This is a genomic window from Pseudomonas fluorescens (assembly GCF_902497995.1).
Taxonomy (GTDB): Bacteria; Pseudomonadota; Gammaproteobacteria; order Pseudomonadales; family Pseudomonadaceae; genus Aquipseudomonas; species Aquipseudomonas fluorescens_BK.
Genome location: NZ_CABVII010000035.1, coordinates 42,491 through 54,965, shown reverse-complemented (window position 1 = coordinate 54,965; position 12,475 = coordinate 42,491). Strand labels below are relative to the sequence as shown.

The 12,475-nt window shown below is 58.9% G+C and carries 12 protein-coding genes; 3 read left to right on the top strand and 9 right to left on the bottom strand.

What is annotated here, in order from left to right; translation table 11 throughout:
• Positions 1-134: 134 nt before the first annotated feature.
• From msrQ to F8N80_RS28370, 6 genes are all read right to left on the bottom strand, one after another.
• Positions 135-755 (bottom strand): protein-methionine-sulfoxide reductase heme-binding subunit MsrQ, encoded by a 621-nt coding sequence (msrQ, locus tag F8N80_RS28395; protein ID WP_150785196.1) that lies wholly within the window; start codon positions 753-755, stop codon positions 135-137.
• Positions 755-1,768 carry a protein-methionine-sulfoxide reductase catalytic subunit MsrP gene (msrP, locus tag F8N80_RS28390; RefSeq protein WP_150785195.1) on the bottom strand — a complete coding sequence of 338 codons (1,014 nt, stop codon included), beginning with the start codon at positions 1,766-1,768 and terminating at the stop codon, positions 755-757. The genes msrQ and msrP overlap by 1 nt, the downstream gene beginning before the upstream one ends.
• A 58-nt stretch (positions 1,769-1,826) precedes the next feature.
• Positions 1,827-2,681: a CDP-diacylglycerol--serine O-phosphatidyltransferase gene (gene pssA / locus F8N80_RS28385; protein ID WP_064675887.1), complete on the bottom strand. Its 855-nt coding sequence runs from the start codon at positions 2,679-2,681 to the stop codon at positions 1,827-1,829.
• Between the two features lie 144 nt (positions 2,682-2,825).
• Positions 2,826-3,842 carry a ketol-acid reductoisomerase gene (gene ilvC, locus F8N80_RS28380; protein ID WP_122540428.1) on the bottom strand — a complete coding sequence of 339 codons (1,017 nt, stop codon included), beginning with the start codon at positions 3,840-3,842 and terminating at the stop codon, positions 2,826-2,828.
• 48 nt (positions 3,843-3,890) lie between these two features.
• Positions 3,891-4,382: an acetolactate synthase small subunit gene (ilvN, locus tag F8N80_RS28375; RefSeq protein WP_003176102.1), complete on the bottom strand. Its 492-nt coding sequence runs from the start codon at positions 4,380-4,382 to the stop codon at positions 3,891-3,893.
• Between the two features lie 2 nt (positions 4,383-4,384).
• Positions 4,385-6,109, bottom strand: a complete 1,725-nt coding sequence (locus F8N80_RS28370; RefSeq protein WP_150748267.1) for an acetolactate synthase 3 large subunit — start codon at positions 6,107-6,109, stop codon at positions 4,385-4,387.
• A gap of 399 nt (positions 6,110-6,508) precedes the next feature.
• Between F8N80_RS28370 and F8N80_RS28365 the strand changes: the two genes are divergently transcribed.
• The gene (locus F8N80_RS28365) at positions 6,509-6,931 is read left to right on the top strand and encodes a DUF4124 domain-containing protein (RefSeq protein ID WP_150748268.1); all 423 of its coding nucleotides are present in this window, start codon (positions 6,509-6,511) and stop codon (positions 6,929-6,931) included.
• Between the two features lie 3 nt (positions 6,932-6,934).
• Here the strand turns inward: F8N80_RS28365 and F8N80_RS28360 are convergent, their stop codons facing one another.
• Genes F8N80_RS28360 through mrcB form a run of 3 tightly spaced genes read right to left on the bottom strand, consistent with a single transcriptional unit; the run spans position 6,935 to position 10,345 of the window.
• Positions 6,935-7,270 carry a YqcC family protein gene (locus tag F8N80_RS28360; RefSeq protein WP_150748269.1) on the bottom strand — a complete coding sequence of 112 codons (336 nt, stop codon included), beginning with the start codon at positions 7,268-7,270 and terminating at the stop codon, positions 6,935-6,937.
• On the bottom strand, positions 7,270-8,004 hold the full coding sequence (locus F8N80_RS28355) for a tetratricopeptide repeat protein (RefSeq protein WP_150748270.1): 735 nt from the start codon (positions 8,002-8,004) through the stop codon (positions 7,270-7,272). The genes F8N80_RS28360 and F8N80_RS28355 overlap by 1 nt, the downstream gene beginning before the upstream one ends.
• A 16-nt stretch (positions 8,005-8,020) precedes the next feature.
• Positions 8,021-10,345 carry a penicillin-binding protein 1B gene (gene mrcB / locus F8N80_RS28350; protein ID WP_150748271.1) on the bottom strand — a complete coding sequence of 775 codons (2,325 nt, stop codon included), beginning with the start codon at positions 10,343-10,345 and terminating at the stop codon, positions 8,021-8,023.
• A 118-nt stretch (positions 10,346-10,463) separates the two neighbouring features.
• Here mrcB and F8N80_RS28345 point away from each other — a divergent pair, with 118 nt between their 5' ends.
• Both F8N80_RS28345 and F8N80_RS28340 read left to right on the top strand, forming a co-directional pair.
• Entirely contained in the window at positions 10,464-12,020 is a 1,557-nt protein-coding gene (locus F8N80_RS28345) for an AAA family ATPase (protein ID WP_150785194.1), read from the top strand.
• 91 nt (positions 12,021-12,111) lie between these two features.
• Positions 12,112-12,456, top strand: a complete 345-nt coding sequence (locus F8N80_RS28340) for a pentapeptide repeat-containing protein (RefSeq protein WP_150748273.1) — start codon at positions 12,112-12,114, stop codon at positions 12,454-12,456.
• Positions 12,457-12,475 lie beyond the last annotated feature (19 nt).

Genomic DNA, 12,475 nt, shown 5'->3' with positions numbered 1-12,475 from the left:
TCTGGGCTTCGATGAACTGAAGCAACTCGCTGCCGAAAACTGCGTAACTCTTTGTTTACCAAGGAGTTTTCCGTTTCGACTGCGCCGGAAGTGGGGCGAATTATAGACTTACAGAATCTGCCGTCAACCTTTAATTAAGCCTTTCGTGCAGAAGGTGTCTTTTTAGCAATTAATCGTGGGATTCGGCGGGCTACGGGTGGCAACCGCAACACTAATAGCAATGCACCTATAGAGGCATAGATCGCCCACTCCTTCAGGTCGGCGCGCACAATCCATAACATATGCAACAAACCGAGCCCGAGAACCACATAGACCAGCCGATGCAGTTTCTTCCAGCGCCCTCCCAGACGCCGCTGACTATAACGATTGGAGGTCACCGCCAACGCCAGCAAACAGAGAAAGCCCAGCGCCCCGACAATAATGTACGGCCGCTTGCGCAACTCGACACCCAGCTGCGACCAATCGAAGCCGAGGATGAACGCCAGATAACCACTCAGATGCAGCACCACGTAGGCGAAACACCACAATCCCAGTTGTCGCCGAACAGCAACCCACCCCACCCAACCGGTGAGTTTCTGCAGAGGCGTCATGCTCAAGGTAATCAGCAGCAACACCAGCGTCCCCAAGCCCAGGCGGTCCACCAGCACCTTGCCTGGATCAGGCCCCAGCACTTCCTCCCAGGCCTGATACAACCAAAGCAGGGGCCACACCGCGGCGGCGATGAAGACCCCGATTCGCCAGAACGGATAGCGCATCAGTAGTTCTTCCGCAGATCGAGCCCTGCATATAAAGAAGCGACTTCATCCGAGTAGCCGTTGAACATCTGCGTGTCACGCACATTGGGCTTGAACAGACCACTGGGCAACCGCCTTTCACGGGCCTGGGTCCAGCGCGGGTGATCGACCGTGGGGTTCACGTTCGCATAGAAGCCATATTCATCGGAGGCAATGCTCTGCCAGGTGGTTTTTGGCTGCTCGCTGACCAGACTGATCCGCACGATGGATTTGATGCTCTTGAACCCGTACTTCCACGGCACCACCAGACGCAGAGGCGCGCCGTTCTGGTTAGGCAACTCACGCCCATACATACCCACTGCAAGAATGGCCAAAGGATTCATTGCCTCATCCAGTCGCAACCCTTCTACATAAGGCCAGTCGATCAAGGCAAAACCAGAGCGCTGCCCCGGCATGGCTTGGGGATCCTGCAGGGTTTCGAAACGAATGAACCTGGCCTTGGAAGTCGGCTCGACCTCCTTGAGCAACGCCGAGATGGGAAAACCGATCCATGGGATGACCATTGACCAGGCCTCCACACAGCGAAGACGGTAAATGCGTTCTTCCAGCTGATAGGGCTTCATGAAGTCCTCCAGCGCATACCGCCCCGGCTTACCCACCTCCCCGTCCACCACCACACTCCAGGGTTCGGTCTTCAACGCACCGGCGTTCGCCGCCGGATCACCTTTATCGGTGCCGAACTCGTAGAAGTTGTTGTAGCGGGTTGCATCCTTGAACGGCGCGACAGCCTCATCCTTGACGTTGACCGCCCCCCATTTGGTAGCAGGAAGCTTTTCGGCAAACCAGGATGGCGCCTTGCCAGGCTCTACGTCTGGATAACGCGCAGCATCGGCGGCGCTCGCCCACCGTGGCAGGCTGTTAACAGCCAGACCGGCGACGGCGGCACTCAGCACATTGCGTCGAGATAGATAGAAGGGTTCGGGCGTGACGTCCGACTCATGACAGTCAGACGTCTTGGGGACTTTGATCAGCATGACAACTCCGCAGCATTGGAGAACCTATGTACCAATAGACTGCGGAGTATGGGGGAAATTACAGGTTCTTGTGCCGACGAAGTCTTAACAGATATTGCACCGGACCAGAGGCTGCATAGGCGAGGAAAACCAGCAGCAGAATGCGCGGCGGATCGCTGAACACGACGGCAAACACCAGGACCACGGCGAGGATCGCCACGAATGGCACACGCCCCTTCAAGTCCAGCTCCTTGAAGCTGTTGTACTTGATGTTGCTGACCATCAGCATGCCCGCGGCCGCGACCATCAACGCCACCAGGAAGGACATCTTGGAACCCTGGATGCCGTAGTCGCTGAACGCCCAGACGATGCCCGCGACCACACCCGCGGCAGCCGGACTGGCCAGGCCGATGAAGTAGCGTTTGTCGGCGGTGCCGACCTGGGTGTTGAAACGCGCCAGACGCAGCGCAGCACCCGCGACATAAATGAAGGCAACCATCCAGCCGACCTTGCCCATGTCACCCAAGGCCCAGCCGAATGCCAGCAAGGCCGGCGCGACACCAAAGGCAACCATGTCCGACAGCGAATCGTACTCGGCACCGAAGGCGCTCTGGGTATTGGTCATGCGGGCAACGCGACCGTCGAGGCCGTCGAGCACCATGGCGACGAAAATCGCGATCGCGGCAAACGCAAAATATTTGCTAGCGCCGATGGTATCACCGGCACTCAAGGCGCTCTGGGCGCTCATCGAGTTGATGATGGAATAAAACCCTGCAAACAGGTTCGCAGTGGTGAACAGATTCGGCAGAAGATAGATACCACGATGCCGGACTTTACGGCCTTCAGCGTCATGCCCTTCCTCGATATGTTCATCGATGGGCAGCAGGCTTTCGGCGTCAGAAGCCTGGTTTGGCTCTTCGGGACGTTCGCTCATGGACATTACCTTGCAACGGTGTGGAAAGTTTTGACAGGTGTCTGGGACGAGGGTTCGGCCGCAAACGATGCAGCTTTATACCAGAACCGGCCCACCAAACGAAAAAACGCGGCCTAGGCCGCGTTTTCCGTACAAGTGCGCGACTTAGTTTTTGGCTTTGTCGACGATCTTGTTGGCACCGATCCACGGCATCATGGAGCGCAGTTGCTCGCCGATGATTTCGATACCGTGAGCGGCGTTGTTGCGACGCTTGGCGGTCATCGAAGGATAGCCGGTCGCGCCTTCGCTGATGAACATCTTGGCGTATTCGCCGTCCTGAATACGTTTCAGGGCGTTGCGCATGGCCTGACGGGATTCGGCGTTGATCACTTCCGGACCGGTCACGTACTCGCCGTATTCAGCGTTGTTGGAGATCGAGTAGTTCATGTTGGCGATACCGCCTTCGTACATGAGGTCAACGATCAGCTTCAGTTCGTGCAGGCACTCGAAGTAGGCCATTTCCGGCGCGTAGCCAGCTTCAACCAGGGTTTCGAAACCGGCTTTGACCAGCTCGACGGTACCGCCACACAGAACGGCTTGTTCGCCGAACAGGTCGGTTTCGGTCTCGTCCTTGAAGGTAGTTTCGATGATGCCGGTACGACCGCCACCAACGCCGGCGGCGTAGGACAGTGCAACGTTCTTGGCGTTGCCCGAAGCATCCTGGTAGATAGCGATCAGGTCAGGGATACCGCCGCCTTTGACGAACTCGGAACGCACGGTGTGGCCCGGTGCTTTCGGCGCGATCATGATCACGTCGAGGTCGGCGCGCGGAACAACCTGGTTGTAATGGATCGCGAAGCCGTGGGAGAAGGCCAGGGTGGCGCCTTGCTTGATGTTCGGCTCGATTTCGTTCTTGTACAGCGCGGACTGGAACTCGTCCGGGGTCAGGATCATGACCAGGTCGGCAGCGGCGACAGCGGAAGCAACGTCAGTCACTTTCAGGCCGTGAGCTTCGGCCTTGGCCACGGTGGCCGAACCTTTACGCAGGCCAACGGTAACGTCAACGCCGGAGTCTTTCAGGTTGCACGCTTGAGCGTGGCCCTGGGAACCGTAACCGATGATGGCAACTTTCTTGCCCTGGATGATCGACAGGTCGCAGTCTTTTTCGTAATAAACTTTCATGAAATTCCCCTATATATCCAGGCCGTTCAGGCCATTCGCTAATTTGGTTTAGATGCTGAGTACTTTGTCGCCGCGGGCAATACCGGTTACGCCGCTACGGACGGTTTCCAGGATCGAGGCGGTGCCAATGGACTGAATGAAGCTGTCGAGCTTGTCGCTGGTACCGGTCAGCTGAACGGTATACACGCTAGCGCTGACATCGACGATCTGCCCACGATAAATATCGGTCGTGCGCTTGATCTCGGCGCGTTGGGCGCCGGTGGCCTTGACCTTGACCAGCATCAGTTCGCGCTCGATGTGAGCACTTTCCGACAGGTCGACCAGTTTGACCACTTCGATCAGCTTGTTCAGGTTCTTGGTGATCTGCTCGATGACTTCATCGTGGCCAACAGTGGTCAGCGTCAGACGCGACAGGGTCGGATCTTCGGTTGGCGCCACGGTCAGGCTTTCGATGTTGTAGTTGCGCTGCGAGAACAGCCCGACTACACGAGACAGAGCGCCGGGTTCGTTTTCCAGAAGCAAGGAAATAATGTGCCGCATGATTAAGTACGCTCCGTCTTGCTCAGCCACATATCGCGCATGGAGCCGTCTTTGATCTGCATCGGGTAGACGTGCTCGCTGGTGTCGACCGAAATGTCGATCACCACCAGGCGATCCTTCATGGCGAACGCCTCTTCCATCTTCGACTTCAAATCCTTGGAGTCGGTGATGCGCATGCCGACGTGACCATAGGCCTCTGCCAGCTTGACGAAGTCAGGCAGCGATTCCATGTAGGAATGCGAGTGACGGCTACCGTAACTCATGTCCTGCCACTGGCGAACCATACCCAGCACGCCATTGTTCAGAATGACGATCTTTACCGGCAAACCGTATTGCAGGCAGGTCGACAGTTCCTGAATGTTCATCTGGATGCTGCCCTCGCCCGTTACACAGGCGACGTCGTCATCCGGAAAGCTCAACTTGATGCCCATGGCCGCCGGAAAACCGAAGCCCATGGTGCCCAGACCACCGGAGTTGATCCAGCGGTTGGGCTTGTTGAACTTGTAATACTGCGCCGCGAACATCTGATGCTGACCCACGTCGGACGCCACAAAGGCATCGCCCTTGGTCACTTCGCACAGGGTTTCGATCACGGTCTGCGGCTTGATGACACTGCCGTCGCCCTTGTCGTAAGGGAACAGGCCGCGATCACCGCGCCACTCATCGACTTGCTTCCACCAACTGGCAACGGACTCCTTGTTCGGGGTCTCGCCGATTTCCTTGAGGATCGCGACCATTTCGGTCAGGACGCTCTCGACCGGACCGACGATAGGCACGTCAGCCTTGATGGTCTTGGAAATCGAAGCCGGGTCGATGTCGATGTGGATGATCTTGGCATTCGGGCAGAACTTTGCCGGGCCGTTGATCACACGGTCATCGAAACGCGCACCGACAGCCAGGATCACGTCGGCATGGTGCATCGCCAGGTTAGCGGTGTAGCTGCCATGCATGCCGAGCATGCCAATGAACTGACGGTCGGTGCCAGGGTAGGCACCCAGGCCCATCAGGGTATTGGTCACGGGCAGGTTGAGCATCTTCGCCAATTCGGTCAGCGGCGCGGAGCCACCACCGAGGATCACGCCGCCGCCTGCGTACATCACAGGACGCTTGGCCGCCAGGAGCATTTCGGCTGCCTTGCGGATTTGCCCGGAGTGACCGCGAACGGCCGGGCTGTAGGAACGCAGCTTGGCTTTTTTCGGGAAGATGTATTCGAACTTCTCGGCCGGGTTGGTCATGTCTTTCGGAATATCGACAACGACCGGACCAGGACGACCGGATTGCGCCAGGTAGAACGCTTTCTTCATGACTTCCGGGATTTCCGAAGCGTGCTTGATCATGAAGCTGTGCTTCACGATCGGCCGGGAGATACCGATCATGTCGGTTTCCTGGAACGCATCGGTGCCTACCATGGTGCTAGGCACCTGGCCGGAAATGATCACCATCGGAATGGAGTCCATGTAGGCCGTGGCAATACCGGTGATGGCGTTGGTTGCGCCCGGCCCCGAGGTCACCAGTACCACACCGGCTTTACCGGTGGCACGGGCATAGCCGTCAGCCATATGGGTCGCAGCCTGCTCGTGACGAACCAGGATGTGGGTCACTTCCGGCTCTTTGAACAGGGCATCGTAGACATGAAGAAGAGCACCGCCCGGGTACCCGTAGATGTACTTGACGCCTTCGTCGCGCAAAAAGCGGACGAGCATCTCACCGCCAGATAAAAGCTCCACGTTGTTCACCTCTAAAACGCCAGAATACCGTCCACTCAAAGAGGACGGGTCTTAATAGGTTTACTTCTCGGCAGAGCATGAGCGACGGTGGTCGCCGACTACGTCAGCACTGACTGAGCAAGTATTGGGATCGTCCCAAGTGTTGCGGGGCTTTCCCACCCAGCGCGAGGTAACGCGTTGCGGGTGTAACAGGTCGGCGCGGATGTGCGCCTCATGATCTGCCGAGTGGGTCTGCTTCTGGCAGTCCCTCTACAGCGGACTTTGGATTCTTCTGTTTCGTCCTCTGCAAGTCAAGTCGTCTATGTGCTTTATTGAACCAAGTACATGAGAAAGCAAGAAAAAACCGCTAAACAGCCACTGTGTTAGCTTCAATTGCGCAACTCAAGACAAGGAAATGGCATGCGAACGTTTTTCCTGAGCATCGGCCTGCTGATCGGCATGAGCCCTTTGTGCATGGCCGGACAGATCTACAAATGGGTCGACACCCAGGGGGTTACCCATTTCGGTGCGCAGCCGCCCCAGGGCCAGGAAGCCACCAGCGTGATCATCCCCAGTGCGCCTGCCGACAAGCCGTCCGCACTGCCGCGCAGCAATGCGATCGGCGATCAGCAGGCCATCGATAAGACAGTGAAAAAGCAGGTCGCCGAGCAGCAGGCTCAACTCGAGGCGTTCTGTGAGCAGGCTCGCACCAACCTCGCGCAACTGCAGAACAATCCACGACTACGGGAAGAGATTGACGGCGAGATGCGCCGCCTGACCGACCAGACACGTCAGGAGCGCATTACCGAAGCACAGAAACAGATTGAGCAGAACTGCCAGTAGGCGTCAGCGGGAGGCGGTGATCAGCTGATCGAACTCTTTGAGCAAGACCTGCAATTGCCGATCCCTGCCCTGGACATTGCGGGCGGCGAAGACCATTTCGGCCATCTCCTGAATCCCCGATGCATTGGGCAATGGCAGATCCTGTTCGAGGATGATCTTCATTCGCGGCAAGAAGATCCATTGCAGCCACTGCTCGAAATCCAGCGTATCGACGGAGAACGGCTCGACACTGGACAGCGCTTCAACGGAGGGCGAGACATCGTCCCACCAACCCTGAACCCGCAACTCACGCTCGATCAGCAGCAACTGCTCGGCAATCTTCGGAAAACGTGCATCCATCACGAAGAAACCTTGGCCTTTTGACGGGCCAATGCCGCACCGGCGGAATCGCCCTGCTTCTCCCGCGCCTGGGCAATCAACTCCCACAAGCTGGCCTGAAGTGCCGGACGACCATTGGCAAAGGTCAGACCGCGACGCGCGAATTGCTCGGCTTGCTGTGCATCGCCCTGGGCCATGCGTACCTGGGCCAGACGATAAAGCACTTGCGGCTCACGCGGTGCGACCCGCTGGGCGCGCTCGAGGCTGGAAGAGGCACCGTTGAGGTCACCGCCTGCCTGTTGCTGCTGAGCGGTGGTCAGCAGCGCCAATACCGGACCGTCCAGTTGCTCATCGGCGGACAGGCCACCCGAACTGGTCGACGGGATCCCGCTTGGCGTCGACGGCATGCTGTAGCTGCCTTGATTGATAGGCGCGGACTGAACCGGCGCGGTGTAAACCGGACCGGGAGTGATCGGCCCCGGAGTGATCGGCGCCGTGCTGATCGGTGCCGATGCCACTGCACCGCCACCCGGCACCATCACCACCACTCCGGTGTCGCCCTGCGGAATCGCCTGGGTCTGGTTTTGTGCGGGACGCTGGACCGTCGTTTGACGGTAACCGCCTTTCGCCTGAACCCGTTCGCTATTGGAAACGGCGCTGCCGGAATCCACCACCGGAATCGACCCGCGCTGTACGGTGGAGCAACCGCTGAGCAAAGCCACGGCGGTAACCGCTGGAATCAACCACTTGTTCACTTGAAACCCTCTTTGCTTAATTCATCCAGCCCTTGACCCAATCCATCACCGTTTCGCCCGATACAGGGCTGTCGCCACCGCAGGCGGCACCGGGAGGCGGCTCACTGCCGCGAATATACGGCATCTGCACCGCGCCTGGGCAGCTCGAATCAGAACCTTGTCCTGTACGCGAATCGACCCAGGCCTGAACGATGTTGTCCGGCTGCGGCATGTCCAGCGGCAGCGGATCGGCCTTGCGCATGAAACTGGTCCATACCTGCAACGCACCGGTGGCACCGGTAAAGGGCGTCTTGCCGTTGTCATCACGCCCCAGCCAGACCACGGCCAGCAAGTCCTGGCTGAAACCGGCGAACCAGCTGTCTCGCGAATCGTTACTGGTGCCGGTCTTGCCGGCCAGCGTCAGGGTCTTGGGCAACACGTTATAAACCGAACTGCCGGTGCCTTCACGCATGACCCGCTGCATCGCGTTCTGCACCAGGTAAATGGAAGCCGGATCGAAGCGCTGTTGAATCTGGAACGGATAACGCTTGAGCGGCTCGCCTTCGGCTGTCAGCACGCTGCGAATCCCGCGCATTGGCGTATTGAAGCCGCCGTTGGCCAAGGTCTGGTACATGGTTGCCACTTCGATCGGACTCAGGCCACCAGCACCCAGCAACATCGACGGGAAGGCCGGGAACTCGCGACTCACACCCAGGCGTGCCAGCGTCTTGAGCACATTGGGTACGCCCACCGCCAAACCGAGACGTGCGGTCGACAGGTTGTAGGAATGTGCCAGGCCTTGATAAAGGAACACCGTGCCATGGGAACGGCGATCGTAGTTCTGCGGTTTCCAGACTTGACCATCCGCACCCTTGACCGAGAACGAATCGTCCGACAACCAACTGGTCAAGGTGTACTGGCTCGGTTTCTCGAGGGCTGTCAGATAAACCGCCGGCTTGATCAACGAACCGATCGGTCGCACAGCATCCAGCGCCCGGTTGAAACCGGCAAAACCCGCCTGACGACTGCCGATCATGGCCTGGACTTCGCCGGTTTCCGGGTTGGTCACGACCATGGCCGCTTCGACTTCATCCGAGCCCTTGCGCCCGGCCAGGCGCTTGAAGGTGTCATTGACCGAGGCTTCGGCTTTCATCTGCAGGATCGGATCGAAGCTGGTGAAAATCCGCAGGCCTTCTTCGGTCAAGTCTTCGTCACGATAATCCTGGCGCAGCTGACGCTTGACCAGGTCGAGGAAACCAGGGAACGAGCTGTCGGCCAACTTGCCGCGAGTCGTCACGCCCAGTGGCATTTTTTTCGCTGCCGCAACCTGCTCGGCGGTGGCGACACCCTGCTGCTCAAGCACATCGAGCACCAGATTGCGGCGTTCGAGCGCCCGCTCCGGGTTGCGGCGCGGGTTGTAATAGGAAGGCCCCTTGACCATGGCCACCAGCATGGCGACTTGATGCAGTTTCAGTTCGGACAACGGCTGCCCGAAGAAGAACTGGCTGGCCAGACCGAAACCGTGCACGGCTCGCTGGCCATCCTGACCGACGAACACTTCATTGAGGTAAGCCTCAAGAATTTCCCGTTTGTCGTAATGCAGCTCAAGCAACATCGCCATCATGGCTTCGGTGAGTTTGCGGGTCAGGCTGCGTTCGCTGGTCAGGTAAAAGTTCTTGACCAGCTGTTGCGTCAGGGTACTACCGCCCTGGGTCATCTTGCCACCAGAGGTGTTGACCCAGACGGCCCGGGCAATCGACTTGGGCGACACGCCCCAATGGCTATAAAAATCCCGGTCTTCCACGGCCACCAGGGTTTCCAGCAGATACGGCGGCACCTGATCGATCTTGATCAGAATGCGGTCTTCGAGATTCTTGGGGTAAATCCCACCGATCAGGAGCGGCTCCAGCCGCACCACGGAAACTTTTGAACCCTTGGCCCCCGAGAGTTCAGCCACATAATCGCCGGAGAATCGCACACGCACGGGCTGCGCGCTTTCCATTCCTTCATAGAACTGGAAGCCACGGGTATTCAAGTCGACGGTGTTGCCGTTGACCGCTGCCGCGCCAGGGCCGTTGCTCACGGCTTCGCGACGATAGCCCAAGGCATCGAGCTCGGTCAGGAAGTCAGCCTTGCTGAGCTTTTGTCCGACGAACAGCTCGAGCGGGCGCGCGTACACCTTGGCCGGGATGGTCCAGCGCTTGCCGGAAAACTTCTCCTGGACCACAGCGTCGAGGTAAACCGCGAATCCGGCGAGCACCACGAGGCCGACCAGGCTGAGTTTAAGGGCCCAGCCCAGCCAGGGGCTCAGGCCTCTGGAAGGTGGTTTCTTGGGGGTGCGGGGGGATCGAGTACGAGTCATGGCGGCGGATTATACGCACTTTATCGATACTCGACAGAAGCCCTCCGAGGTTTGCGTCCGGCGGACTTGCCGCCATAATGACGGCCGTGAATTTTCCCCAGACTTTGAAGGAATGCCTGTGAGCCAGTCCCTGATCGCTGCCCTGCAAAACCCCGCCCTCTACCCGCATCCCGTGGATGGGTTCCAGGTCATCGAAACCCATATATCCTGGGTCATTCTCACAGGCCCCTTTGCCTATAAACTGAAGAAGCCGGTCAATTTCGGCTTCCTGGACTTCACCAGCCTCGACGCTCGCAAGCATTTCTGCGGCGAAGAGCTGCGCCTGAACCAGCGCCTGACCCACGATTTGTATCTCGAAGTGTTGCCGATCACCGGCAGTGCCGAAGCGCCACAGCTCGGTGGCGATGGCCCGGTCGTCGATTACGCCCTGAAAATGCGTCAATTCCCACAGAGCGGATTGCTGGGCACGCTACAGGCCAACGGCGAGTTGACCACCAAGCACATCGACGAGATGGCCGCACAGATCGCACAATTCCACCTCAGCGCGCCGAAAGTGCCCGCCGGACACGACGCCGGCACCCCGGACAGCGTCATGGCGCCGGTGCGCCAGAACTTCGAACAGATCCGTCCGTTCCTCAGCGACAAGGCCGACCTGCTGCAACTCGATGCCCTGCAAGCCTGGGCCGAAAGCAGCTTCGAACGCCTCAAGCCACTGTTCGCCCAGCGCAAGGCGGACGGTTTCATCCGCGAATGTCACGGTGACATCCACCTGGGCAACGCCACGGAAATCGACGGCAAGGTCGTGATCTTCGACTGCATCGAGTTCAACGAACCCTTCCGTTTCACCGACGTCTATGCCGACACCGGTTTCCTGGCGATGGACCTCGAAGACCGCGGCCTGAAGTGTCTGGCGCGTCGTTTCATCAGCCAGTACCTGGAGCTGACCGGGGATTACCAGGGCCTTGAGCTGCTGAACTTCTATAAAGCCTATCGCGCACTGGTACGCGCCAAGGTCAGCCTGTTCAGCATGCCGGCCGAGGCCGACCCGGTGCAACGCGCCACCACCCTGCGCCAATACCGCAACTACGCGAACCTGGCGGAAAGCTACAGCACCATTCCTTCGCGCTTCATGGCGATTACCCACGGCGTGTCCGCGGTCGGCAAGAGCCACGTGGCGATGCGCCTGGTGGAAGCACTGGGCGCCATTCGCTTGCGCTCGGACGTAGAACGCAAACGCCTGTTCGGCGAACAAACCGTCGTCAACGACCCGCAGGCCGGCATCTACAGTGCCGAGGCCAGCGTCGCGACCTACAACCGCCTGCATGAAATTGCCGCGGTGATCCTGCATGCCGGTTTCCCGGTGGTGGTCGATGCCACTTACCTCAAACGGGAACAGCGCGACGGCGCAGCGAAAATCGCCGAGGGCACCGGTGCGCCCTTCCTGATCCTGGATTGCAATGCGCCGCAAGCGGTGATCGAGAGCTGGCTGGCGCTGCGTCAGGCAGACAACAAGGACCCGTCCGACGCCAACCTGGCCATTATCGAAGCGCAGCAAGCCACCCGTGAAGCGTTGACGCCAGCAGAGATTCTCTACAGCAAACGCGTGCAGACCAACGAAAGCGGGACCCTCGACACCGTCGTCGCGCAAATCCGCCAACGCCTGCCAGGACTGTAAGAGTACGTTTGAGCCGTGAAGCCCTCGCCGGCTTCACGGCCGTCAAATAGTGGCACTACACTGGCTTCATAACACCAAGAGGTGATGTGACATGAGCCAGCCCAAACTTCTCGACACAGCGCTTTATGCCTTGCTGCACAAAGACGACATCACCGGTTTCAACAACGAACGCCCCCAGGACGGAACCATCGACATGGTCGGTGGCGATTTCCGCGGGCTCGACCTGCGTGAGCTGAATGCCGACGGCATCGACTTCACCAATGCCTACTTCCGCTCCGCCGACTTGCGCGGCATCGACTTCAGCAACTCGATTCTGGAAGGGGCAAGCCTGGCCCATGCGCAGATTTCCGGCGCCTACTTTCCGCCCGAGCTGAGCGCAGATGAAATTCTGATGTCGATGAATTTCGGTACACGCCTGCGCTACCGCACCCGCTAACACCCGCCTAACCTCCCTG